The 23,785-nt window shown below is 75.1% G+C and carries 21 protein-coding genes; 5 read left to right on the forward strand and 16 right to left on the reverse strand.

Going from position 1 to position 23,785, the window contains the following annotated elements; translation table 11 throughout:
- Nucleotides 1-29: 29 nt before the first annotated feature.
- The 3 genes from lnt to KUM42_RS00580 form a co-directional block, all read right to left on the reverse strand.
- Nucleotides 30-1,619, reverse strand: coding sequence for an apolipoprotein N-acyltransferase (gene lnt, locus KUM42_RS00570; RefSeq protein WP_237494378.1), 1,590 nt, complete (start codon nucleotides 1,617-1,619; stop codon nucleotides 30-32).
- A gap of 119 nt (nucleotides 1,620-1,738) precedes the next feature.
- Nucleotides 1,739-3,256: an amidohydrolase gene (locus KUM42_RS00575; protein WP_237494379.1), complete on the reverse strand. Its 1,518-nt coding sequence runs from the start codon at nucleotides 3,254-3,256 to the stop codon at nucleotides 1,739-1,741.
- Nucleotides 3,253-4,281, reverse strand: coding sequence for an L-erythro-3,5-diaminohexanoate dehydrogenase (locus tag KUM42_RS00580; RefSeq protein WP_237494380.1), 1,029 nt, complete (start codon nucleotides 4,279-4,281; stop codon nucleotides 3,253-3,255). The genes KUM42_RS00575 and KUM42_RS00580 overlap by 4 nt, the downstream gene beginning before the upstream one ends.
- 97 nt (nucleotides 4,282-4,378) lie before the next feature.
- On the opposite strand from KUM42_RS00580, the gene KUM42_RS00585 reads away from it, so the two are divergent.
- The gene (locus KUM42_RS00585; RefSeq protein ID WP_237494381.1) at nucleotides 4,379-4,891 is read left to right on the forward strand and encodes a GNAT family N-acetyltransferase; all 513 of its coding nucleotides are present in this window, start codon (nucleotides 4,379-4,381) and stop codon (nucleotides 4,889-4,891) included.
- A gap of 15 nt (nucleotides 4,892-4,906) precedes the next feature.
- On the opposite strand, the gene KUM42_RS00590 is transcribed toward KUM42_RS00585, so the two are convergent.
- Entirely contained in the window at nucleotides 4,907-5,767 is an 861-nt protein-coding gene (locus KUM42_RS00590; protein ID WP_237494382.1) for a 1-acyl-sn-glycerol-3-phosphate acyltransferase, read from the reverse strand.
- A gap of 1,062 nt (nucleotides 5,768-6,829) precedes the next feature.
- Here KUM42_RS00590 and KUM42_RS00595 point away from each other — a divergent pair.
- The gene (locus KUM42_RS00595; protein WP_237494383.1) at nucleotides 6,830-7,675 is read left to right on the forward strand and encodes a hypothetical protein; all 846 of its coding nucleotides are present in this window, start codon (nucleotides 6,830-6,832) and stop codon (nucleotides 7,673-7,675) included.
- A gap of 4 nt (nucleotides 7,676-7,679) precedes the next feature.
- On the opposite strand, the gene KUM42_RS00600 is transcribed toward KUM42_RS00595, so the two are convergent.
- From KUM42_RS00600 to KUM42_RS00610, 3 genes are read right to left on the reverse strand one after another with little or no spacing between them, the layout of a single operon-like run.
- Nucleotides 7,680-8,777, reverse strand: a complete 1,098-nt coding sequence (locus tag KUM42_RS00600) for an Rv2578c family radical SAM protein (protein WP_237494384.1) — start codon at nucleotides 8,775-8,777, stop codon at nucleotides 7,680-7,682.
- 45 nt (nucleotides 8,778-8,822) lie between these two features.
- Complete coding sequence (locus KUM42_RS00605; protein WP_237494385.1) at nucleotides 8,823-9,305, reverse strand: Lrp/AsnC family transcriptional regulator; 483 nt, start codon at nucleotides 9,303-9,305, stop codon at nucleotides 8,823-8,825.
- Complete coding sequence (locus KUM42_RS00610) at nucleotides 9,280-10,428, reverse strand: Xaa-Pro peptidase family protein (RefSeq protein ID WP_237494386.1); 1,149 nt, start codon at nucleotides 10,426-10,428, stop codon at nucleotides 9,280-9,282. The genes KUM42_RS00605 and KUM42_RS00610 overlap by 26 nt, the downstream gene beginning before the upstream one ends.
- Before the next feature lie 74 nt (nucleotides 10,429-10,502).
- Here KUM42_RS00610 and KUM42_RS00615 point away from each other — a divergent pair, with 74 nt between their 5' ends.
- Nucleotides 10,503-11,411, forward strand: a complete 909-nt coding sequence (locus tag KUM42_RS00615) for a 5'-3' exonuclease H3TH domain-containing protein (RefSeq protein ID WP_237496620.1) — start codon at nucleotides 10,503-10,505, stop codon at nucleotides 11,409-11,411.
- 26 nt (nucleotides 11,412-11,437) lie between these two features.
- On the opposite strand, the gene KUM42_RS00620 is transcribed toward KUM42_RS00615, so the two are convergent.
- From KUM42_RS00620 to KUM42_RS00650, 7 genes are all read right to left on the reverse strand, one after another.
- Nucleotides 11,438-12,313, reverse strand: a complete 876-nt coding sequence (locus tag KUM42_RS00620) for a DUF4333 domain-containing protein (RefSeq protein ID WP_237494387.1) — start codon at nucleotides 12,311-12,313, stop codon at nucleotides 11,438-11,440.
- Nucleotides 12,314-12,369: 56 nt separating this feature from the next.
- Complete coding sequence (locus KUM42_RS00625) at nucleotides 12,370-15,204, reverse strand: RNA helicase (RefSeq protein ID WP_237494388.1); 2,835 nt, start codon at nucleotides 15,202-15,204, stop codon at nucleotides 12,370-12,372.
- An 86-nt stretch (nucleotides 15,205-15,290) separates the two neighbouring features.
- Complete coding sequence (gene tatC / locus KUM42_RS00630; RefSeq protein WP_237494389.1) at nucleotides 15,291-16,169, reverse strand: twin-arginine translocase subunit TatC; 879 nt, start codon at nucleotides 16,167-16,169, stop codon at nucleotides 15,291-15,293.
- A gap of 88 nt (nucleotides 16,170-16,257) precedes the next feature.
- On the reverse strand, nucleotides 16,258-16,605 hold the full coding sequence (tatA, locus tag KUM42_RS00635) for a Sec-independent protein translocase subunit TatA (protein WP_237494390.1): 348 nt from the start codon (nucleotides 16,603-16,605) through the stop codon (nucleotides 16,258-16,260).
- 148 nt (nucleotides 16,606-16,753) lie between these two features.
- Complete coding sequence (locus KUM42_RS00640; protein WP_237494391.1) at nucleotides 16,754-16,960, reverse strand: hypothetical protein; 207 nt, start codon at nucleotides 16,958-16,960, stop codon at nucleotides 16,754-16,756.
- A gap of 51 nt (nucleotides 16,961-17,011) precedes the next feature.
- Complete coding sequence (locus tag KUM42_RS00645) at nucleotides 17,012-17,977, reverse strand: YafY family protein (protein ID WP_237494392.1); 966 nt, start codon at nucleotides 17,975-17,977, stop codon at nucleotides 17,012-17,014.
- Nucleotides 17,974-18,951, reverse strand: a complete 978-nt coding sequence (locus KUM42_RS00650; protein WP_237494393.1) for a YafY family protein — start codon at nucleotides 18,949-18,951, stop codon at nucleotides 17,974-17,976. The genes KUM42_RS00645 and KUM42_RS00650 overlap by 4 nt, the downstream gene beginning before the upstream one ends.
- 73 nt (nucleotides 18,952-19,024) lie before the next feature.
- Here KUM42_RS00650 and KUM42_RS00655 point away from each other — a divergent pair, with 73 nt between their 5' ends.
- Nucleotides 19,025-20,143, forward strand: coding sequence for a DUF3866 family protein (locus tag KUM42_RS00655; RefSeq protein WP_237494394.1), 1,119 nt, complete (start codon nucleotides 19,025-19,027; stop codon nucleotides 20,141-20,143).
- A gap of 81 nt (nucleotides 20,144-20,224) precedes the next feature.
- Here the strand turns inward: KUM42_RS00655 and KUM42_RS00660 are convergent, their stop codons facing one another.
- Both KUM42_RS00660 and pafA read right to left on the reverse strand, forming a co-directional pair.
- Nucleotides 20,225-20,974, reverse strand: a complete 750-nt coding sequence (locus KUM42_RS00660) for an SDR family oxidoreductase (RefSeq protein ID WP_237494395.1) — start codon at nucleotides 20,972-20,974, stop codon at nucleotides 20,225-20,227.
- A 152-nt stretch (nucleotides 20,975-21,126) separates the two neighbouring features.
- Nucleotides 21,127-22,485: a Pup--protein ligase gene (pafA, locus tag KUM42_RS00665; protein WP_237494396.1), complete on the reverse strand. Its 1,359-nt coding sequence runs from the start codon at nucleotides 22,483-22,485 to the stop codon at nucleotides 21,127-21,129.
- Nucleotides 22,486-22,605: 120 nt separating this feature from the next.
- Here pafA and KUM42_RS00670 point away from each other — a divergent pair, with 120 nt between their 5' ends.
- The gene (locus tag KUM42_RS00670; protein ID WP_237494397.1) at nucleotides 22,606-23,775 is read left to right on the forward strand and encodes an FAD-binding domain-containing protein; all 1,170 of its coding nucleotides are present in this window, start codon (nucleotides 22,606-22,608) and stop codon (nucleotides 23,773-23,775) included.
- The last annotated feature ends 10 nt before the right edge of the window (nucleotides 23,776-23,785 follow it).

The following is a 23,785-nucleotide window of genomic DNA, read 5'->3' on the forward strand; positions in this document are numbered from 1 at the left end:
ACGAGGGGTCGATCGTGCTCCCGGCCGGGTCAGGCCCCCGGCGAACGACGGCGCCGCCGCACCGCGACCACGACCGCACCCAGGCCCAGGGCGGTGAGCACCCACTCCGGGGACGATCCCAGCCGCTCGGCGAGGGTGCGGGAGTCCCGCTGGGCGATCGGCTCGACGAAGGTGTCGGCGGTGAACAGCCCCGACTGGTGCACCAGGCTGCCGTCGGGGGCCACGATCGCGCTGATCCCGCTGGTGGCCGCCACGACCACGGTGCGCCCGTACTCGACCGCCCGCAGGCGGCTCATGGCCAGCTGCTGGGCGCTCTCGTCGGTGCGGCCGAAGGTGGCGTTGTTGGTCTGCACGACGAGCATGCCCGCACCGGCGTCCACGACGTCGGAGACCAGGCCGTCGTAGGCGACCTCGAAGCAGATGACGTCACCGACCCGCGCCCCGCCGACGTCCAGGGTGCCCACGCCGGTGCCCTGGGCGAAGTCGTGACGCACCAGGTCGACCTTCTTGCTGAAGAACCGGAAGAAGGAGCGGTAGGGCACGTACTCGGCCAACGGCACCGGGTGCCGCTTGACGTAGGTGTCGCCGGGCCCGGTGACCGGGTCCCAGACGATGCCGGTGTTGGACAGCTTGTCGCCAGGCCCCTCGACCACCGCACCGACCAGGATCGGGACGCCGATGGCACGGGCCGCCTCGCTGATCACCGCGGCGGCGTCGGCGTTGCGGTAGGGGTCGATGTCGGAGCTGTTCTCCGGCCACACCACCAGGTCGGGCTGGACCGCCTCCCCGCGGGCGACGGCGTCGGCCAGCGCCAGGGTCTGGCCGGCGTGGTTGTCGAGCACCGCGCGGCGCTGGGCGTTGAAGTCCAGCCCGGCGCGGGGCACGTTGCCCTGGATGACGGCGACCGTGCGGGTCGGGCCGCCCTCGGTCAGCGACGGACCGGCCAGCGGCAGCCAGGCGAGTGACCCGACCAGCGGGACGGCGAGGGCGCCCAGGAGCGCGAGCACCGCGGCGCGCCGACCCGGTCGCCGCCGGGCCACCGCGAGGACCGCAGCGGCCAGCAGCGTGCCGGTGAGGGCGACGGCGAGGCTGACCAGCGGGACCCCGCCGTAGCCGGCGAGCGCGGTGTAGGGGCCCTCGGCCTGGCTGAAGCCCAGCCGGCCCCAGGGGAACCCGCCCAGCGGCGCCCGGCCGCGCAGCGCCTCGTCGGCGACCCACAGCGCGGCGGCCCACAGCGGCCAGACCGGCAGCCGGGAGACCGCGGCCGCGGCCCCGCCTAGCAGGGCCAGGTACAGCGCCTCGAACACCGCCAGCGCCAGCCAGGGGAACGAGCCGACGTAGATGCCGGTCCAGGACAGCAGCGGCAGCATGAACGTCAGGCCGAGGACCAGCCCCAGCCACGCGCCGCTGCGCACCCGCTGCCCGCGCACGGCCAGCGCCAGCGCCATGGGGCCGAGGACCGCCAGAAGCGACAGGTCGTGGCCGGGGAAGGCGAGGAACAGCGCGAGGCCACCGGCGGCGGCCAGGGCGGTGCGCCACGGCCACCGGGACCGGCGGCGCCCCTCGGGGACGGCGGGGCTGCCCGCGTCGACCGTGCCGGCCGAGACCGCTGACGCCACGCCCACCTCCTGCTCGTCGGACCGGTCCCCGCTCGGACCGGCCACCGACCAGCATCCCACTGCACCGGCGTCTCCCCGCCGACGTCCTGCTCGGGACGCCCCGCGGCGGGGCCGGGGACTCAGCTGAGCGGCAACAGGGGCTCACCGTCGACGAGCAGCTGACGGCAGGCCGGCCGCTCGCGGGCGGACAGGACGCCGGACAGCGTCAGGCCGGTGGCCCACAGCGCCAGGTCCGCCGGGGCACCCACCGACAGCGGGCCCTGCGGGTGCTCGGCCCGCGCGGCCACCCACCCGCCGTGGGTGGCCGCGTCGAAGGCGTCGAAGGGCCGCATGCCCGAGCTGCGGGTGGTGTGGTCGACCGCGGCGTGAACCCCACCCCACGGGTCCAGCGGCGTGACCGGGGCGTCGCTGCCCAGGGCGACGGTCACGTCGGCGTCCACGAGGTCGGCCAGCGGGTTGGTCGCGGCCGCCCGGTCCGCACCCAGCCGCTCGGCGTACATCCGGGACGGCCCGCCCCAGGTGGCGTCGAAGGCGGGCTGCACGCTGGCCACCATGCCGAAGCGGCGCATGAGGTCGATGGCCGCGTCGCTGACCATCTCCACGTGCTCCAGGCGGTGCCGGGAGGCCCGGACGGCGTCGCGCCCCAGCTCCTCGGCCACGGCGGTGACCGCGGCCAGCACCTGGTCGACGGCGGCGTCGCCGATGCAGTGGAAGCCGGCCTGCAGCCCGGCCGCCGTGCAGGCGCGGACGTGCTCGACCAGTGAGCCCAGTTCGAAGCGCAGCGCACCGGAGGTCTCGGGGCGGTCGGCGTAGGGCTGCGAGAGGGCCGCGGTGTGCGAGCCGAGGGCGCCGTCGCAGAACAGGTCGCCACCGGCGCCGGCCAGCCCGAGCTCGCGGACGACGTCGAGCCCGCCGCGCTCGGACAGCTCCCCCCAGTAGCCGACCACCCGCGGGCCCGGGGCACCGGCGACCAGCTCCAGCAGCTCGGCGAGGTCGGTCGCGCTGGAGACCTCGGGGCCGGCCATCTCGTGCACCGTGCCGATGCCCAGCGCGGCCGCGGCGGCCAGGGTGGCCCGCTGGGCGGTGCGGCGCTGGTCGGCCGGCACCGAGCCGTAGGCGGCGTTGCGGGCCGCAGAGTGGGCGTCGAGCCGCAGCCGCCCGTCGGGGCTGTAGCCGGCCAGCGCGGTGATGCCGGGGACCCGGTCCAGCAGTGCCGTGGAGACGGTGGCCGAGTGGACGTCGACCCGCGCCAGGTAGGCCGGCCGGTCGCCCACCACGGCGTCGAGGTCGGCGCGGGTCAGCCCGCGGCCCTCGGGCCAGTCGGTCTCGTCCCAGCCGGTGCCCAGCACCGTGCCGGTGGGGGCCGCCGCGGTCTGCGCGGCGAGCAGGGCGACGGCGTCCCGCAGGCTGTGTGCGGCGTGCAGGTCCAGCCCGGAGAGCGCCAGGCCGGTGGCGGTGGCGTGCACGTGCGCGTCGACGAACGCCGGGGTGAGCAGGGCTCCCCCGCCGTCGAGCACCCGGTCCGCGGCGGGCGCGTCGGCCACGGCACCGACCCAGGCGATCCGCCCGTCGACGACGTGCACGGCCCGCCCGGGGCGGTCGCCCACGGTGACGTCGGTGACCAGCGACCCGCTCACCGGGCCACCAGGGCGTCGACCAGGGCCCGCACGCCCGGCGTCCGCCGGTACAGGTCCAGGGCCAGGGCCGCGTGCCCCGGCGTGTAGCCGTTGCCCACCAGCATCGTCACGTCCGTCGCCATCCCCTCGGCCGCTCCGGCCGCCGCCTGACTGGCGGGAGCCGGGGAGAAGAAGACCACGGTGCCCCCGTCGGCCGTCGCGAGGACCGCGGCCTGCTCGGCTCCCGGTGCGTCGACGCACACCACGGTGACGTCGACCGGCTCGCCCACGGCCGCGGCGACGGCCAGCGGGTCGGTGGTGTCGGCCACGACCACGGCGTCGGCCAGCCGGGCGGCGCGCAGTGCCGCGGCCTCGACCTCGGTGCCCACCACCCCCACCAGCCGGCCGGCCCGGGCGTCGCGGGCAGCGGCCAGGCTCAGGCACCCCGACCGGCCGGCCGCGCCCAGCACGGCGACCGCGGGCCGGTGGCCCGACCGGTGCACGACGCGCTCGGTGGTGGCCGGGGCGCCGCAGACACCCAGCACCGCCAGCGCGGCCTCCTCCGGCAGGTCCTCGGGCAGGACGGCGGCGATGGAGCGGGCGAAGAGCACCGCCGTCCCCGTCGTCGGGACGTGTCGGCTCGTGCCGTCCCAGGACGTCAGGCCGTCGGTGACCCGCAGCGGGACGCAGGCCAGCGGCAGCAGCGTGGCCACCCGCTGCCCGGGCGCGAGGCCCAGCGGGGAGTCCAGGCCGACCTCCTCGACGACGCCGACGAGCATGCCGGCGGTGCCGAACGCCGGGTCGTCGAGCTTCCCGCGGCGGTCGATCCCGGCGAGCAGCTCGGCCCGCACCGCGTCGCCGTCCCGGCCCTGCTGCCCGGCCTGCCAGCCCGCGGCGTCGAGGTCGATGCGCTGCACGGCGACCCGCACCTCGTCCGGGGCCAGCCGGGGGTTGGCGTCCAGCCGGTGCGCGGCCGCGGGCAGCACGCCCACCGGGTCGAGCGCCCGGTGCACGCCGAGGCTGCGGTGCAGCACGCTCTCGAGCACGGGAAGTCCCTCCGTCGGACCGGGGCCGGTCCCCGGGAGGGCTCATCGTCCCCCGGCGGTGGGTTTCCCCGCCCCCGGACGGCGGTAGCCCGTACCGGTGGAGCTGCTGTGCACCGATCGGCTGCGCCTGCGGGCCTGGACCACCCGGCCCGCCGACCTCGCACGACTGGCCGACGTCTACGGCCGCGACGAGGTGACCCGCTGGCTCGGCGGCCCGCCCACGATCGGCCCGGCCGAGCTGGTCGAGCGCTGGCGGCTGGTGCACGAGCTGAACCCGGTGCACGGCTGCTGGGCGGTCGACCGGCTCGACGGCGGCCCGCCGGCGGGCACGGTGCTGCTCAAACCGCTGCCCAACGGGGTCGGCGAGGTCGAGGTCGGCTGGCACCTGCACCCGGACAGCTGGGGCCACGGCTACGCCACCGAGGCCGCCCGGGCCGTGGTCGACCGGGCCTTCGACGAGGGGCTGCTGGAGGTCTACGCCGTCGTGCGGCCGGGCAACGAACCGTCGCTGGCGGTGTGCCGGCGGCTGGGCATGCAGCCGCTGGGGCGCACCTCCCACTGGTACGGCACCGAGCTGGAGTCCTTCCGGCTCGAGGCGCCGACGGCCTGAGCGCCCGCCGCGCCCTCAGCGGCGGGGCAGTCGCGCGCGCACCCGCGCCAGCCGTCCCGTCCTCGGGACGACGACCTTGCGGCCCGCGGCGTGCTCGTCGTCCAGCGCCGCGGCGCGCTCCGGCGTGGGGGCCGTGCCGCCCAGGTGCGCCGGCAGCCACCAGCGGTCGTCGTCCCCGGTGGGCTGGTCGGGGTAGGAGCGCTGGGCCTCGGCCAGCAGCTCCTCCATGGCCGCCTTGGTGCGGCGCAGCAGGGCCTGCACCTTCTCCCCCGGCTGGGGCACCAGCGGCTCACCGATGACCACGGTGACCGCGACGTCGCGCTGGAGCACCACCTTGTGGCCCTTGGTGGCGATCCGCTGCCCGCCCCAGACGGCGGCGGGGAGGATCGGCACGCCCGCGTCGACGGCCATGCGGGCCGCGCCGGCCTTCAGCTGCTTGACGGTGAACGAGCTGCTGATCGTCGCCTCGGGGAAGACGCCGATGACCTGGCCGTCCTTGAGGGAGCGCACCGCCGCCTCGAACGCCGCGGTACCGGCCGACCGGTCGACCGGGATGTGCTGCATGCCGCGCATGAAGGGGCCGGAGAACCAGTGCCCGAACACCGAGGACTTGGCCATGAACCGCACCAGCCGGTGCTGCGGCAGCGCAGCCAGCCCGAGGAAGGTGAAGTCCAGGAAGCTGACGTGGTTGCTGCAGATGATGGCGCCACCGCTGGTGGGCACGTGCTCCTGACCGCGGACGTCGAACCGGAAACGGAAGAGCCGGAAGACGATCAGCGCGATCCGGATGACGAAGCGGTAGGGACGGTCGCGCGGGTCCGGACGGGCGCCGAACAGGTCGCGGCGGACGACGTCACGCCAGCTGGCCGAGTACATGGACGGACCCTAGCCAACGGGGTCTGCGGCGGGTCCGTCCCCTGCCCTCACCAGCACGGCCTGGGGTTGCCGGCTGTTGCGGTCTTCTGTTCTTTCGGCTTGGTGGTGAATAACTTGGTTTGTTGGGGATAACGGCACATAGAATCAGTGTCGCGCGTTGGCCATCCGGGCTCGACACGACAGACATCGGCACACCGACGGCCGCCCGTGACCGCCGTCGCCGCGGTCGGCGGCCGACAGTTCGACGCTCCCGTGGGACCGGACGGTTGGCGGGCAGGCCTGAGGTGCTCGCCGCTCTCGCCGTCCCCGCGATGCAGACCCTGCCGCCCGGTTCTGCGTTCCCGTGGCCACCTGATCGGGATGAGCACGTGAACGCAGGACCAGCGGCCCAGTCACCCGCTCACTCGTCGCCGACGCCCCGGGCAGACGTCAGCCGGCGCGTCGGCATGGCTCCCCCACCACCGACGGAGGGCAGGGTCTTCATCCGTCGGTGCCCGCTGGGTCCTGTCTGCAGGGAGGCCGCCGGGGTGCGTCCTGGCGTTGTTGAGGGTCTGTTGCTTGCAGATCGGTCGGCGGTGCGGTTGTTGGGGATAACGGTGTATGTAGGTGTGTGTGGTCCGGACGTCGCTGACGTCGCCTCCCGCGGGCTGACCGCCGGCCGGCGGCAGACCCCGACGGCCGGCTGCCGCTCGGACGGCTGGGCAGACCGGCCTGCGCGCGACACATCGCTGCACTCCCCCGCTCCGGCCGCATCGACGTCCTCGGCGCACCCTCCTCCCCCGTCGGCCGTGCGCTCCGCCGCACGGCCCGGCGACCTCCGGTGCTGTGCTCGTCCCGGCCTCTCGTCCTCGAGGCCCACCGGCACGCCGCACCCGGCCCCGAGACCCCTCGGCGACACACCTGCGACGCCCACGAGTCGGGGGCCGCGCCGGACGGTCGGAGGACCGCCGGCGAGCCTGGCTGCCGGTTCTTGGTGTCGCCGTCGCGGGTCCTTCTCCCCCGGTTCGCCACGCGGGTGGGTGGCGGTGGGCCGGTCGTTGGGGATAACGGTACGATCGACGGATGACCGAGGGCTTCCATCCCGCGTTGCCGGACATGCCGTCCCCACCGGCAGTCCGTGGCTGGAACCGGCTGCGAGCGCCGCTGGGCTACCAGGACCAATGGCGCCGGCTGATGGAGGCCGCACTCGAGCTCGACCTGGGCCCCGACGACCTGGCCCACGCCGGCCTCGATCCCCTGGCGGCCGCCCGCGACTGGAAGCCGGCCACCGTGGCGCTGTACACGAAGGTCGCCCGCTACGGCGGGCTGCAGATGCCGCAGCCGCGCACCCCCGAGCCCGATCCGGTGACGCTGGACCTCCGCGAGCTGACCCGGGTGCGCGGTGAGGCACCGGAGCACCTGCGCACGGTCGCCTGGTGCGCGATCGCCCTGGGCTGGCCCGGCACCGTCGGTCAGTTCCGCTCGCTGCGCCGCGACCAGGTGCAGGCGACCACCCGCCGGCTGCTGGTGTCCACCGACGACGGCGACTGGGCGGTCCCCGGGGCGCTCACCGCGTGGCACGCCTGGGAGGAGGTGCGCAACCGCTTCCCGGCGCTGGAGGCCAGCCCGTGGGTGCTGCCGGCGCTGCGCAAGGGACCCGGCCCGACCTCGCACGTGGGCGGGCAGCTGTCCACGCAGGCGCTGCAGGTCACCTTCACCAAGCACGTCGTCCGCACCGCGCTGCAGCTGCAGGCCTCGGCCGCCCCCTCGCAGGCCGCGACGGCCGAGTCGCTGGCCACCCACTACGCGCGACTGTCCTACGACTCCTACCGGCGGCTGGTGCTCAGCAGCGGTGTCGAGCCGGTGGCCCCCCGGGGAGCGGTGCGGGCCGAGCGCGCCGTGCGCCGGGCGGCGCGCGAACGGGAGTGAGGGCTCAGCACAGCGACAGCTGCTCGGGCTCCTCGTCGATCGGCGGAGGAGGCGCCGGCACCCGGTCGGGCAGGCTGCCGGCCGGGAAGGACGCAGCCGAGTCCCCCGGCAGGCCCAGCGAGCCGTCGATGCCGCGGGCCACTCCCCCACTCGACCGGTCCAGACCGTGCGCGGCCAGCATCGGTGTCACTCGCCCGGCGAGCCAGCTGCGGTACTCCGCCGGCACGTAGGCGCCCCGGCCGTACAGCTGCTTGTAGCGGCCCACCAGACCCGGGTGCTCGCGGGCGAGCCAGCTGGTGAACCACTCCCGGGCCCCGGGGCGCAGGTGCAGCGGGACGACGGTCACCCCGGTCGCCCCCGCCGCCGCGATGGCCCCGATCGCGGCCTCCAGGTGCTCCCTGCCGTCGGTCAGGCCGGGCAGGACGGGGGCGAGGAACACCCCGCACGGCAGCCCCGCCTCGGTGATGGCCCGCACCAGGTCCAGCCGCGCGCGGGGCGAGGGGGCGCCGGGTTCGAGGGCGGCGTGCAGCTCGTCGTCCCAGATGGCCATGGACACCCCCATCCCGATCGGGACGTCGCGGGAGGCGGCGGCCAGCAGGGGGACGTCCCGGCGGGCCAGGGTCCCCTTCGTGAGGACCGAGAAGGGCGTGCCGGAGCGGGCCAGGGCGTCGATGACCCCGGGCATCAGCCGGTACCTGCCCTCGGCGCGCTGGTACGGGTCGGTGTTGGTGCCCAGCGCGACGTGCTCCCGCTTCCACGAGGGGCGGGCAAGTTCACGGCGCAGCACGTCGACGAGGTTGGTCTTCACCACGATCTGCTGGTCGAAGTCGGCCCCGCTGTCGAGCTCCAACCACTCGTGCGTGCCCCGCGCGTAGCAATAGACACAGGAATGAGAGCAGCCCCGGTACGGGTTGATCGTGTGGCCGAACGGCATCGCCGAGTCCTTGGGGACGGCGTTGAGCGCGCTCTTGGCCCGGACCTCGTGGAACGTCAGGCCGGGGAACTCCGGGACCTGCACGCTGCGCAGCAGACCGCGGACGTCGGGCAGCCCGGGCAGCGTCGTGGGCTCGTCGAGGTCGAGCCGTTGGGCGTCCCAGCGCATGCACCCATCCGAACACATGTTCGACCTGCTGTCGACACCCCTGCGTCAGACCGGGGGCCGGTTCTCGTAGGCGGTGGACAGCACGACCGTCGTCCGGGTGCTGACGTTGGCCACCGCGCGGATCTCGTGCAGCAGGGCCTCGAGTGCGTCAGGACCGGCCACGCGGACCTTGAGGATGTAGCTCTCCACCCCGGCGACGGCGTGGCAGGCCTCGACCGCGGTGAGGTGCGCCAGCAACGCCGGTGCGTCGTCGGGGTGGCCGACGTCGATCGGGGTGATGGACACGAAGGCGGTCAGCGGCAGCCCCAGCGCCCGGGCGTCGACCTGGGCGGCATAGCCGGTGATCAGCCCGCGCTGCTCGAGCCGGCGCACCCGCTGGTGCACCGCGGAGACCGACAGCCCCACCAGCTCGGCCAGCTCGGTGTAGCTGGCCCGGCCGTCCCGGGACAGGGCAGCCAGCAGCGCCCGGTCGACGTCGGGTGCCGCCGGCTGGCCGCCGGGCTCAGCCGCCGAGCTCGACGAGGCCACGAGGACGGTTGTTGAGGACGCGGACGCCGTCGTCGGTGCAGACCACGATGTCCTCGATGCGGGCGCCGTACCGCCCCTCCAGGTAGATGCCCGGCTCGACCGAGAAGGCCATGCCCGGCTCCAGCGGCAGGTCGTTGCCGGCGACGACGTAGGGCGCCTCGTGGGTGTCCAGGCCGATGCCGTGCCCGGTGCGGTGCACGAAGTGCTCGCCGTACCCGGCCTTGGTGATGATCTCGCGGGCCACGGCGTCGACCTGGGCGCAGGTCACCCCCGGCCGGACGGCGGCGACCGCGGCCGCCTGCGCCCGCTCCAGGACGGCGAACCACTCCTTGAGCCCCCGGGCGGCCATCCCGCCGACGATGTAGGTGCGGGTGCAGTCCGAGCGGTAACCGGTGGCGGTCTCCCCACCGATGTCGACGACCACCAGGTCACCGGCCTCGATCACCCGGTCGGAGAGCTCGTGGTGCGGGCTGGCCCCGTTGGGACCGGAGGCGATGATCGTGAAGTCGACGGCCACGTGGCCCTCGGCGAGGATGGCTGCGGCGACGTCGGCGCCCACCTCGGCCTCGGTGCGCCCGGGCCGCAGCCACTCCTCCATCCGGGCGTGCACCCGGTCGATGGCCGCGCCGGCGGCGGCGAGCTCCTCGACCTCGGCCGGCGTCTTGACCATCCGCAGCCGGTCGATGACCGGGCTCGCCAGCTCCAGGACCGAGCCGGGCAGCGCACGCTGCACGCCCAGGGCGTGCTCGGCCCACGTCCGGGATCCGACGGCGACCCGGATGGGTGCGGCGCCCAGCCGGTCGGTGACCGCAGCGGCCAGGACGGTGAAGGCGTCGTCGGTCTCGTCCCAGGCGAGCAGCTCGAGTCCGAGGGCACCCGCCGGGGACGCCCCGACCATGGGTGCCTCCAGCCGCGGCACCACCAGCAGCGGCTCACCGCGGCGCGGCACGACCAGCGCGGTCAGCCGCTCCATGGCGTGCGCGTCGTAACCGCACAGGTACCGCAGGTCGGCGCCGGGGGTGACGACCAGGACGTCGATGCCGAGCTCGGCGACCACGGCGCGGGCGGCGTGCACCCGGTCGACCGACACCAGAGGGGACGAGGGAGCAGGGATGGCGACCACGTCGGCAGACTAGCCAGCCGATGTGACAGCACCGCGTCGCGTGTTCGTCCCGTTACCGTCCCCGCGTGACCACGATGCTGCTGGACGCGGCGAGCCTCTACTACCGGGCCTTCTACGGGGTGCCCACGACCGTGACCGGCCCGCACGGGCGCCCGGTCAACGCCGTCCGCGGCTTCCTGGACATGACCGCCCGGCTGGTCACCGCCCACGGCCCGCAGCGGCTGGTCGCCTGCTGGGACGACGACTGGCGGCCGGCCTTCCGGGTTGCGGCGCTGCCCACCTACAAGGCCCACCGCGTCGCCCCCGAGGGCGGCGAGGAGACGCCGGAGGAGCTCAGCCCCCAGGTGCCGGTGCTCGTCGACGTGCTCGCCGCGGCGGGCCTGGCCCGGGTGGGCGCCCCCGGCTACGAGGCCGACGACGTCATCGGCACGCTGGCCACCCGCGCCCGCGGCCCGGTCGACGTCGTCACCGGGGACCGGGACCTGTTCCAGCTGGTGGACGACGCGCGCGGCGTCCGCGTGCTCTACACCGCCCGCGGGATCAACAACCTGGAGTTCGTGGACGAGGCGGCGGTGGCCGCGCGGTACGGCATCCCGGGCCGCAGCTACGCCGACTTGGCCGTCCTGCGCGGTGACCCCAGCGACGGGCTGCCCGGCGTGGCCGGGGTGGGTGCGAAGACGGCGGCAGCACTGATCAACGAGTTCGGGACGCTGGCCGGCATCCGGGCCGCGGCGGGCCGGACCGTGGTCCCGCGGGCCCCGCTCACCGCCGCGGTGCTGAGGAAGCTGCAGGCGGCCGGGGACTACCTGGACGCCGCTCCCGAGGTAGTCGCCGTCGTCACCGGCATCGACCTGCCCCCGGTGGACGGCGCCCTGCCGCGGCACCCGGCCGACGCCGACGCCCTCGCCGCGCTGGCGGCCGAGCACGGGCTGGAGTCCTCGGTGCGCCGGCTGGGCACGGCGCTGGGCTGGCCACAGGACTGACCGGTCCGGGCCCCAGCGGTCGGGTCCTAGCGGTCGGACCAGGTGTAGGCGCCCTCGTCGTCGGTGAGCTGCAGGGTGACGGTGACCGGCTGGCCGTCGGTGGTGCGGCCCTGGCACTGGTAGCTGCGGCCCTGCGCGACCGTCATGTCCTGGTCGCAGGCGAGGTCCACGTCCACGCCGTAGGTCTCCTCGTACTGCTGGGCGACGTCACGCTGCACGGCGTCGGGGTCCAGCTGGGTGCCGCCGAGTCCCGAGCCCTGCCCGATCGCGGCGGCCACGAGGACGACCAACGTGAGGACGCCGAGCAGCAGCCACAGCCGGCGCGACCGCCGGCGGACGGGCTGCGGCGGCCGTCCCCAGCCGGCCGGGTCCTGCCCCGGGAACTGACCCCACGGCTGCTGGCCGTACTGCTGGGCCGGGTACGGCTGCGGGTGCCCGTGGTGGGGCTGCCCGTACTGAGCGGGCGGGTACTGGGTCGGCGGGTACTGGGCGGGCGGGTACTGGGCGGGCTGCCCGTACGGGCCGTACCCCGGCTGCTGTCCGTACTGGGGCTGGCCGTACGCGGGCTGGCCGTAGTGAGGCTGTCCGTACACGGGCTGGCCGGGGTGCTGTTGTCCGTACTGGCCGTACGGGGGCTGCTGGCCGTGCTGCGGCGCATGCCCCTGCTGCCCGTACTGGGGTTGCCCGTAGGGGGGCTGGCCGTACTGCTGCTGGCCGTACTGCTGGTACCCGTAATGCTGCTGGCCGTACTGCGGCGACGGCGGCCCCCACCGAGGGGGCGCCGGCCGGTCGTCACGGTCGGCCGGCTCCTCCGACGAGCGGTCCTCGGGCGGGTGGTCCTGCGGCTCGCGGTCCCACGGCGTCCAGTCGGGCCGGTCCCGGTCCTGCGGCGGCTGGCTCATCGTCGCTCCTCGTCCTGGGCCCGGGCCCGCTGCGGGCCGCGCGCGGCGATCGTGCCCTACCCGGTGACCGAGGCCGACACGACCCCGCGGCGCACCCGGCCCACCGCGGAGCGGGCGATGCCGGCCAGCGGCTCGTCGGCGATCTTGGCCAGCTGGTCGAGCAGGTCGATCAGCTGGCGTGCCCACCGGACGAAGTCCCCACCCGACAGCTCCGTGCCGGCCTGCTCGGCCCCGGCGAGCACCCGGTCCAGGGTCTGGCCGTCGGCCCAGCGGTAGGCCGCCCAGACGAAGCCGAGGTCCAGGTCGCGGGTGACCGGGACGCCGTGGTCGCGCTCGACGTCGGCCAGCCGCTCGTGCACCCGGCGCATCTCCGCCAGCGCGCCCGTCACCTTGCCGGCCGGCACCGAGGGCTGGGCGACGGTGTCGCGCCGTGCCTCGAACACGAGCGCGGACACGACCCCGGCCAGCTCGGCGGGGGTGAGCCCGCGGAAGACCCCGGCGCGCAGGCACTCCGCGGTGAGCAGGTCGGTCTCGGACCAGATCCGGCCCAGCCGCCGTCCGGCGTCGGTGACCAGCTCCGGACGCTCGTCGGCGTCCGGGGCGACCACCGGCTCGGGGACGAGGTAGCCCAGCTCGGTGAGGACGTCGCAGGTGCGGTCGAACTGGGCGGTCAGCGACCCGGTGCGCTCGGCGATCTGGCGGCGCAGCTGCTCGGCCTCGCGCAGCACCCGCAGCCAGCGGTCGGCGGCACGCACCCGCTCCTCCCGGTCGGGCAGGGCGTGCACGGGGTGGGCGCGCAGGGCGTGCCGCAGGTCGGACAGCACCGGGTCGTCGTCCGCGCCGGAGCGGCCGCGGGTGCGGCGGGCGCCGAGGTCGTTCTCGGTGCGGGCGTTGCGCAGGGTGGAGGCGAGGTCCCGGCGGGCGTGCGGGCTGCGGTGGTTGAAGTTCTTGGGCACCCGCACCCGGGTCAGCGCGGTCACCGGGGTCGGGAAGTCGATCGACCCGAGCCGGCCGGCCCACTTGTCCTCGGTGAGCACCAGCGGGTGCGGGTCGGCCAGTTCGGTCAGGCCCGGGTCCAGCACGACGGCGAGCCCCTGCCGGCGTCCGCTGGGCACCCGGATGACGTCACCGGCGCGCAGCGCGGCCAGGGACTCGGCGGCGTCGGCGCGGCGCTTGGCCTGGGAGTCACGCGACAGCGCCTTCTCCCGCTGGGACACCTCGCTGCGCAGCTTCGCGTAGCCGGCGACGTCGAACACCTGGTCGGTCAGCCCGCCGCGCACCTCGGCCTCCAGCCGGGCGGCGTCCTCCTCGTGCCGGGCCGCGGAGCGGGCCAGCCCGACGACGGAGCGGTCGGCCTGGAACTGGGCGAAGGAGGCGGCCAGCAGCTCGCGGGCGCGCTCCCGGCCGAAGGCGCCGACCAGGTTGACGGCCATGTTGTAGCTGGGCCGGAACGACGAGCGCAGCGGGTAGGTGCGGGTGCTGGCCAGCCCGGCGACGACGGCGGGGTCGACGTTGGGACCCCAGACGACGACGGCGTGCCCCTCGACGTCGATGCCGCGGCGCCCGGCCCGGCCGGTGAGCTGGGTGTACTCCCCCGGCGTGACGTCGGCGTGCGCCTCGCCGTTCCACTTCACCAGCCGCTCGAGGACGACGGTGCGCGCGGGCATGTTGATGCCCAGGGCGAGGGTCTCGGTGGCGAACACGGCCTTGACCAGGCCGTTGACGAAGCACTCCTCGACGGTCTCCTTGAACGCGGGCACCAGGCCGGCGTGGTGGGCGGCGAACCCGGCGAGCAGGCCCTCGCGCCACTCCCAGAAGCCGAGGACGTGCAGGTCCTCGTCGGGCAGCGCACCGGTGCGCCGGTCGATGATCTCGGCGATGGCGGCCCGCTCGTTCTCGTCGGTGAGCCGCAGGCCCGAGGCCAGGCACTGGTGCACCGCGGCGTCGCAGCCGTTGCGGCTGAACACGAAGGTGATCGCCGGCAGCAGCCCGGAGCGGTCGAGCCGCTCGATGACGTCGGGCCGGGACGGCGGGGAGTAGCGCGGCTTGGACCCGAACCCGTTGCGCCCGGTGCCGCCTCCGCCGTGCCAGGAGTCGAAGCGCCGCTCCTGCTCGTGCACGTAGCGCACCAGCTCGGGGTCGACCACGGCCCGGCCGCGCTCACGGGTCGACAGCCCGCGGGGGGTCTGCTCCCACTCCCCGGCGTGGGCCGCCGGGCGCAGTGCGAACAGGTCGAAGACCCGCCCGCCCACGAGCATGTGCTGCCACAGCGGGATGGGCCGCACCTCGCTGACCACCACCCGGGTGTCCCCGCGCACGGTGACCAGCCAGTCGGCGAACTCCTCGGCGTTGCTCACCGTCGCCGACAGCGACACCAGCCGGACGTGCTCGGGCAGGTGGATGATCACCTCCTCCCAGACCGCGCCACGGAACCGGTCGGCGAGGTAGTGGACCTCGTCCATGACCACGTAGCCGAGGTCGGTCAGCGCCGGGGAGTCGACGTAGAGCATGTTGCGGAGCACCTCGGTGGTCATCACCACCACGGGGGCGTCGCCGTTGATGGCGTTGTCCCCGGTCAGCAGACCGACGCGGTCGGCGCCGTAGCGCTCGCAGAGGTCGCTGTACTTCTGGTTCGACAGGGCCTTGATCGGCGTCGTGTAGAACGCCTTCTTGCCCTCCTGGAGGGCCTTGTGGACGGCGAACTCCCCGACCACGGTCTTCCCCGCCCCGGTGGGGGCGCAGACGAGCACGCCGGACCCCTCCTCCAGCGCCTCGCACGCCTCGACCTGGAACGGGTCCAGGGAGAAGCCGAGGTCTGCGGTGAAGTCCGACAGGGTGGGGTGTGCGTTACGCCGGCGGGCAGCCGCGTACCGCTCAGCCGGGCTGGACATGCCCCCACGTTAGGCGCTCCCGGCGCCCGCCACCCGTTCCATCCCGGAAGGCTCCGGACGCCGCCGCAGCGGTGCCCGGGACGGCGTCAGGCCTGGGTGTGCCCGGGCTCGGTGATGCTGCTCGGCGTGGTGTCCAGCGGGCTGGGGCTGGTGTCCAGCGGGCTGGCGGACTCGATCGCCGGAGAGGCCTCGTCGTCATCGAGCCCCGCGAGGCCGTCGGCGGCGGCGCGCTTGGCGCGCCGCTTGTCCACGACCCGGGCGATCTGGATGGCGATCTCGAAGAGCACGCACATCGGGCCGGCCATCAGCAGCATCGTGAACGGGTCCTGGGTGGGCGTGATGAACGCCGCGAACACGATGGTGAGGAAGTACAGCCACCGCCGGGCCTTGGCCATCACCGCGTAGGACAGGACGCCGATGAGGTTGAGCACCACCGCGATCAGCGGCAGCTCGAAGCTGACCCCGAACGCCAGCAGCAGGGAGATGACGAAGCCGATGTAGTCCTGGGCGGTGAGGGCGACCACGACCCCGTTGCCTGCCAGCCCGAGGAGCAGCTTGAGCCCCGCCGAGAGCGAGATGTAGGCCAGGGCGGCGCCGGCGGCGAACAGCAGGCTGGAGGCGGTGACGAAGCCGACGCCGTAGCGGCGCTCGTTCTTCTTCAGCCCGGGGGTGAGGAACGCCCAGAGCTGGTGCAGCCAGAACGGGGCGGAGAGCACGATGCCGGCGATGAACGCGATCTTCAGCCGGATCAGCGCACCACCGAACACGTCGGTGACCAGGAGGCCGCACTTGCCGTCCGCGTCGTTGTAGCGCAGGTCGTTGGGCAGGTTGCAGTACGGCGCCCGGATGAAGTCGCCCAGCCCGTGCTCGTACCACCAGAAGGCGATCGCGGTGGCGACCAGCACGAAGAACAGCGCGATGCCGATGCGGTTGCGCAGCTCGCGGAGGTGGCCGATCAGGCTCATCGTCGCCGCGGCGTCCCTCTCGGGACGCCGCGGACGGCGATCGCGGGTGCGCCCTGCCAGGGTCACGGGCGGCTGGGGGTGCTGGGGGTCAGCGGGCGCTGTCGGCGGAGGCCGCCGAGGCGCGGGCCCGCTCGGCCGCGGCGCGCGCAGCGACGGCACGGGCCTCGGCAGCAGCCGCCTCGGCCTCGTAGTCGACCGGCGTCACCGGGGCAGCCGCCGCGGGGGCGGAGGCCGGGGCGACGATCTGGCCGGTCACCGGGGTTGTGCGGGCCTCGTCCTTGGCGCGGACGTCGTCGTCCTTCATGCCCTTCATCTCGCTCTTGAAGATGCGCATCGAGCGCCCCATCGAGCGGGAGGCGTCGGGCAGCTTCTTGTAGCCGAAGAGCAGCAGGACGGCCAGGATGATGAGGCCGATCTCCGCGGGGCCGAGGTTCATCGGGTCCTCCGAGTCGTGGGGGGCGAGCAGTGGCGACTCTACGCCCGGACCCTGGGGGGTCCAGGCCTCGCCGGAGCTGTACGCACGGCGTCCACCTGTGGTTCAGCGGGCCGTCGCCAGGGGGTTCGCGGCCGGCGCGGCCGACGGTTCAGTCCGAGGTCGCGGCGCGCTCGGCGCGGACGGCGGCCGCCCGGGCCGCCGTGGCCTGGGCCTCGGCCAGCAGCGGGGCGGCCTCGCGCTCGAGGGCCCGCAGCTCACGGCTGAGCCGGCCGGCGGCACCCACCACGTTGTAGGCCAGGGTGCCCAGCACCAGCAGCACGAGGACGGCGACGGCGATCCACACGATCAGCAACACGGGCCGACCCTAGCGGCCTCCGCCGTCGGTTCGCGCTCAGTCGGCCCGCGCTCAGTCCGCGTAGCGGGCCAGCGCGGCCCGGGCCTCACCGGCGACCTGGGCGGCCAGCTCGGTGGGGCTGTCGACCAGCGCCGACCCGCCGAGGGAGGAGACCAGCCGGCGGGCCCAGCCCAGGTCCGACGTCCGGACCGCCACGGCCAGCCCACCCGGGGGGTCGGTGACCTCGGCGACGTCCTCGACCGGGTAGTAGTCGGCCACCCAGCGCGCGGTGCGGGCCAGCCGCAGCCGCACCAGCGGTGCCTCGGCGCCGGGCTGGTAGAGCCCGGAGTCCAGGTCGCGCTCGGTCGCCTCGTCCGGCGGCGCCCCCGGCTCGTCCAGCACGGCGACCTCGTCGATGCGGTCGAGGCGGAACAGCCGGGTGCCCTCGACGTTGCGGCACCACGCCTCCAGGTACCAGCGGCCGTCGACCAGCAGCAGCCGCATCGGGTCCACGGTGCGCTCGGTGCGCTCGTCGCGGCTGGGCACGTAGTAGTGCAGGTGCAGCGCCCGGCCGCGCTCGAGCCCGTCGCGGACGGCGGCCAGGGACTGCTCGGCCGCGCCCACGCTCACCGCCACCGGCGCGTGCACCTCCCCCGGGTGCCCGGCGGCGGCCGAGACCTTGGCCAGCGCACGGCTGACCGCCTCGCCCTCGGCGAGCCCGGGCATCTCCAGCAGGGTGCGCAGCGCGACGATCAGCGCCACCGCCTCGTCGGTGCTCAGCCGCAGCGGCCGCACCATCCCGGCGGTGAAGGTCACCCGCACCCGGTCGCCCTCGAAGGCCAGGTCGATCAGGTCCCCGGGCCCGTGCCCGGGCAGGCCGCACACCCACAGCAGGTCCAGGTCCCGGCGCAGCTGTGCCTCGCTGACCCCGAAGTCGCCGGCCGCGTCGGCCAGCCGGACGCCGTCGGGGCGGGCCTGCAGGTACGGGACCAGGGTGAGCAGCCGGGTCATCCGCTCGGCGGTGCTCGGCGCGGTCATGCCGGCTCCCCGAGGGCGGCCAGCCGGGTGAGCCGGTCGACCACGGCCGCACGCATGGTCTGCGGGGCCTCGACCAGGACGTCGGCGCCGTAGGCGGCCAGGGTGTCGGCCAGCTGCTCGGGCTCGGTGGTGCGCAGCTGCAGCCGGTCGTCGCCGTCGTCGGCGGCGCCCAGCGGCTCGGCGGTGCGGCGCAGGCCGATCGCCGTCCCCGGGCGGGCGCGGACGATGACGAGCTGCTCGGCGCGGGACTCCTGCCGGGCCACCACGGCGGCCAGGTCGAGGTCCGGCGGGGGTGAGAAGGCACCGGCCGGGCCGGTCGCCCGCGGGTTGCCGGTGACCCGGGAGAGCCGGAAGACCCGGGGGGCCTTGCGGTCCAGGTCGTGACCGACGAGGTACCAGTGCCCGTGCCAGGCCACGACGCCCCACGGCTGGACCCGGCGGCGGTGCGCGGCCGCCTCGTCGGGACGGCGGTACTCGAAGGAGAGCACCCGCCGGTCGCGGGCGGCGGCGTAACAGGGCTCGAAGGCGGGCTCGCCGGCGTCCAGGCGCGGCTGGATGGGCACCCCGCGGCCGGAGTCGACCTCCACCCCGGCGGCGCGGAGCTTGACCAGCGCGCTCTGCGCGGCCCCGGCCAGCTGCGCGGACTGCCACAGCCGCAGAGCCAGGCCGACGGCCGCGGCCTCCTCCCCGGTGAGGGTGATCTCGGGCAGCTCGTAGTCGACCCGGGCGATCCGGTAGCCGTCCTCGGTGTCGAAGGCGCTGGTGCGGCCGGTCTCCAGCGGGACGCCGATCTCGCGCAGCTCGGCCTTGTCCCGCTCGAACATGCGCTTGAAGGCCTCGTCGGCGCGCTCGGTGCCGTCGTCGGGCTCGTAGCCGGGGACGATGGTGCGGATCTTGGCCGCCGAGACGTACTGCCGGGTGCCGAGCAGGGCGATGACCAGGTTGACCAGTCGTTCCGCCCGCTTGGCTGCCACGCGCACAGGCTAGTGCCCCGCGCGTGTCGGGCTCGCCCGAGGCGAGGTGCCCGGCTCCCCCTACTCTGCTCCGGTGACCGACGCCCCCTCCCCCGTCCCCGGCTCACGGATCCGCTGGCGCCGCGGCGAGGTGATCGGGCTGGGCCGCACCTGGCGGGACGCGCAGGAGCTCACCGTCGCCGTCCCCGGGGACGGCGCGGTGCCGGCGCTGGCGCACCCGTCGGTGGTGGGCCGACCCCAGGTGGGCGACACGGTGCTGCTGAACACCACGGCGCGGGCGCAGCACCTGGGCACCGGCGGGTACGCCCTGGTCGTCGCCGTCCCCGACCGGCTGCCGCTGGACCCGGAGGGCCCCGGCCACCTGGTGAAGGGCCGCTACGGCCCGCTGCAGGTGGCGGTCTCCGGCGTCGACGAGCAGGAGACCGAGCACCACGCGACGATCGCCGAGGCCGAGGACATCGGTGGCATGCCGGTGGTCGTGGCCGACCTGCACTCCGCGCTGCCCGCGGTCGTGGCCGGGGCGCACGTCACCGACCCCGCACTCCGGATCGCCTACGTGATGACCGACGGCGGTGCCCTGCCGGCTGCCTTCTCCCGCACCCTGGACGCGCTGGCCGGCTCGCTGGCCGGGGTGGTCACCGTCGGGCAGGCCTTCGGTGGCGACCTGGAGGCGGTCACCGTGCACACCGGGCTGCTGGCGGCCAGGCACGTGCTGCACGCCGACATCGCGATCGTCACCCAGGGGCCGGGCAACCTGGGCACCGGGACGCCGTGGGGCTTCTCCGGGGTCGCCGCCGGTGATGCCTGCAACGCCGTCGCCGTACTGGGCGGGCGCACCATCGGGGCACTGCGGATCTCCGCGGCCGACCCCCGGCCGCGGCACCGCGGGGTGTCCCACCACTCGCTGACCGCCTTCGGCCGGGTCGCGCTGGCCGGGGTGACGCTGGTGGCGCCCCGCGGGCTGGGGTCGGAGCTGGGCAGCCAGGTCGAGGAGGACCTCGCCGGGCAGCCGGAGCGCAACCCCGTGGAGTGGGTGGACAGCGAGGGCCTGGACGACGCGCTGGCCGCCTCCCCGGCGCAGCTGTCCACCATGGGTCGCGGGCTGGCCGAGGACCGCGCCTACTTCCTCTCCGCCGCGGCCGCCGGCCGGTACGCCGCCCAGATCACCCTGTTCGGCCCGCCCCCGGCCTGAGCCCGGCGTCGTTGCACGCCTTCTGTCCGCGTCGCACGCGCTGCAGCCCGGGCAACGCGCACACGGTGCGTGCACCGCGGGTCAGGCCCAGCGGCGGAAGCCGCCCTCGGCGTCGAGGGTCCGGCCGGTGACCGAGCGGGCGTCCGGTCCGGTCAGCCAGGCCACGACGCCGGCGGCCTCGTCCGCGGTGTTCCACCGGCCGCGAGGCATGGCGCGGGCGACCAGGTCGGCCTGGGCCGGGCCGGCCCAGCCGGTGTCGGTCGGGCCGGGGTTGACGCAGTTGCAGGTGATGTCGGCGTCGATCAGGGCGTCGGCCAGCGACAGCGTCATCTGCTGGACAGCCCCTTTGCTGATCGCGTACGGCAGCTCGTCGGCCATCGGGCCCAGGTGCTGCCCCGAGGTGAACAGGACGACGGAGCCCGGTCCGGCCGCCGACTCGTACTGGGCGGCGAACGCCCGGGTGAGCAGCAGGCTGCCGCGGGTGTTGACCGCGAAGCAGGCGTCGACCTCGGCGGGGTCGAGGTCGGCCAGCCCCCCGGTGGCACTGCGGGCGTGCGCGGCGACCAGCGTCGTCAGCGGTCCCACGGCGTCCCGGGCCGCAGCGACCAGCGCGGCCGGGGCGTCGGGGTCGGCGAGGTCGCTGGGCAGGTGCGGCGGGTCGCCCAGCTCGGCGAGGACCGCGGCCGCGTCGTCCCCGCCCCAGGGCTGCCCGGCGTCGTGCGGCGCCCAGGAGGAGACGACGACCCGGTCGCCGCGGTCGAGGAGCCGCCGGGCGACCGCGAACCCGATGGAGGCGCGGCGGCTGACGCCGGTGACGAGGACGGTGCTCATGTCCGCAGTCTCCCGACGCCGGCCAACCATTTCCCGGAATCCGTGAGGGGTCGGCCGATGGCCGGGGAGCACCATGGCGGCCGAGGCGAACGTCACCGCCCGGGGTGCGGCCAGCCGGTAGCCGCCGGGACGCCGCGGGCCACCGGGGCCGGTCACATGCTGGAGATCAGCTTCTCGACGCGCTCGTCGACGGACTTGAAGGGGTCCTTGCACAGCACGGTGCGCTGGGCCTGGTCGTTGAGCTTGAGGTGCACCCAGTCGACGGTGAAGTCGCGCCGCTTCTCCTGCGCCCGGCGGATGAAGTCACCGCGCAGTTTGGCCCGGGTGGTCTGCGGCGGCACGTTCTTGGCCTCGAAGATCGCCGGGTCGTGGGCGACCCGCTCGACCTGGCCGGCGTTCTGCAGCAGGTAGTACAGGCCGCGGTCGCGCCGGATGTCGTGGTAGGCGAGGTCGAGCTGGGCGACCCGCGGGCTGTTCAGCGGCAGGTCGCGCTTGGCCCGGTACCGCTCGATGAGGGAGTACTTGATCGCCCAGTCGACCTCCCGGTCGATGAGGGAGATGTCGCCGGTGTCGACGGCCTTGAGCGTGCGGCCCCACAGCTCGAGCATCTGGCGGTGCACCGGGCCGTAGCCCTCGCGGTCGACGAACTCCGCAGCCCGGTCGTGGTACTCCTGCTGGATCTCCAGCGCCGACATCTCCCGGCCGTTGGCCAGCCGCACCTTGCGCCGTCCGGTGAGGTCGTGGCTCATCTCGCGGATGGCCCGGATCGGGTTCTCCAGCGTCATGTCCCGGATGGGCACGCCCTGCTCGATCATCCGCAGCACCAGGTCGGTGATGGTCACCTTGAGCAGCGTCGTCGTCTCGCTCATGTTCGAGTCGCCGACGATGACGTGCAGCCGGCGGTACTTCTCGGCGTCGGCGTGCGGCTCGTCGCGGGTGTTGATGATCGGCCGCGACCGGGTGGTGGCGCTGGAGACGCCCTCCCAGATGTGCTCGGCGCGCTGGCTGACGCAGTAGACCGCGCCGCGCGGGGTCTGCAGGACCTTGCCCGCACCGACGACGATCTGCCGGCTCACCAGGAACGGGATGAGGACGTCGGCCAGCCGGCTGAACTCGCCCTGCCGGCCCACCAGGTAGTTCTCGTGGCAGCCGTAGCTGTTGCCGGCGGAGTCGGTGTTGTTCTTGAACAGGTAGATGTCGCCGGCCACGCCCTCCTCGTTGAGGCGCTGCTCGGCGTCGATCATCAGGCCCTCGAGGATGCGCTCCCCGGCCTTGTCGTGGACCACGAGCTCGGTGACGTCGTCGCACTCGGCGGTCGCGTACTCGGGGTGGCTGCCGACGTCGAGGTAGAGCCGGGAGCCGTTGCGCAGGAAGACGTTGGAGCTGCGGCCCCAGGACACGACGCGGCGGAAGAGGTAGCGCGCCACCTCGTCCGGGGAGAGCCGGCGCTGGCCCTGGAAGGTGCACGTGACGCCGTACTCGGTCTCGATGCCGAAGATCCGTCGTTCCACGGTGCGAGCCTAGGCGCACGGTCCGGCGTCGCGCTCGTGCGCTCGCGGTCCGCCGGAACGGGTCCCCCGCGCCGCGCCGGTGCCCCGCGGACTGTTGGTGGGCGAGGGGACAGTGGTGGCGTGCCGCTGCTCCCCGCTCCCCCGTCCCCGTCCACCGGCGCCACCCCCACCGACGTCGCCCGGTGGGTCGCCGCGCACCTCGGCGACCTCACCCGCGAGGGCCCCGACGGCGTCGCGCCGGGCGTCGTCCGCGGCGGCCAGAGCGCCGCCGACGCCGCACTGGCCGCACTCGACGTCAGCGGCTACGCCGGCAGCCGGAGCACCGTGCTCCCGGTGGCCCGACGCGGGGCCAGCCGGATGTCGCCCTACATCCGGCACGGGCTGCTGCCGCTGCCCCTGGTGTGGGCCGCGGTGTCCGGCGCACCGACGCGTGACCGGACGAAGTACCGCGACGAACTGCTGTGGCAGGAGTTCGCCCGGCACCTCTACGCCCGGGTGGGCCGGCAGCTCGGCACCGAGCTGCGCCACGCCCAGCCACACGTCGCGGTGCCGGCCGGGGCACCGTGGGCCGACGACCCGTGGCCGGCGGAGATGAACTGCACCGACACGGTTGACCGGGAGCTGCACACCGACGGCTGGTTGGTGAACCAGACGCGGATGTGGCTGGCCTCCCAGTGGTCGGTGCGCGCGGGCGCCGACTGGCGGGCCGGGGAGGACGAGACCTACGTGCACCTGCTCGACGGCTCGCGGGCGGCCAACCGGCTCGGCTGGCAGTGGACCGTGGGCACCGGCAGCGGCAAGCCCTACGGGTTCAGCCGCTGGCAGGTGGAGAAGCGGGCGCCGGAGCTGTGCCGGGGCTGCGCGCTGGCCGATGCCTGCCCGATCGAGCAGTGGCCCGAGGCGGACACCGGTCCCCGCGTCGCGGGCCCCGACCTCGGCCGGGCGCCGGTGCCCGCCGGGCCGGTCGAGGTCGAGGGCGGCGGTGCGGAGCAGGTGTGGCTGACCGCGGAGTCGCTGGGCACCGCCGACCCGGCGCTGGCCGCCGACCCCGACCGCCCGGCGGTGTTCGTGTTCGACGAGCCGCTGCTGGCCCGGCTGCGGCTGTCGGGCAAGCGGCTGGTGTTCCTCGCCGAGACCGTGGGCGAGCTGGCCGCCACCCGGCCGGTCGAGGTGCGCCGGGGTGCGGTGGACGTCGAGCTCGCCGGCCGGTCGCTGGCCTCGACGTGGGCACCGGTGCCCGGCTGGCAGCGGCTCGCCGGCCGGCTGCGGCCGGCCGAGGTGCACCCGTAGCCGTGGCTGG

It is taken from the genome of Modestobacter sp. L9-4, from assembly GCF_019112525.1.
Classification (GTDB): domain Bacteria; phylum Actinomycetota; class Actinomycetes; order Mycobacteriales; family Geodermatophilaceae; genus Modestobacter.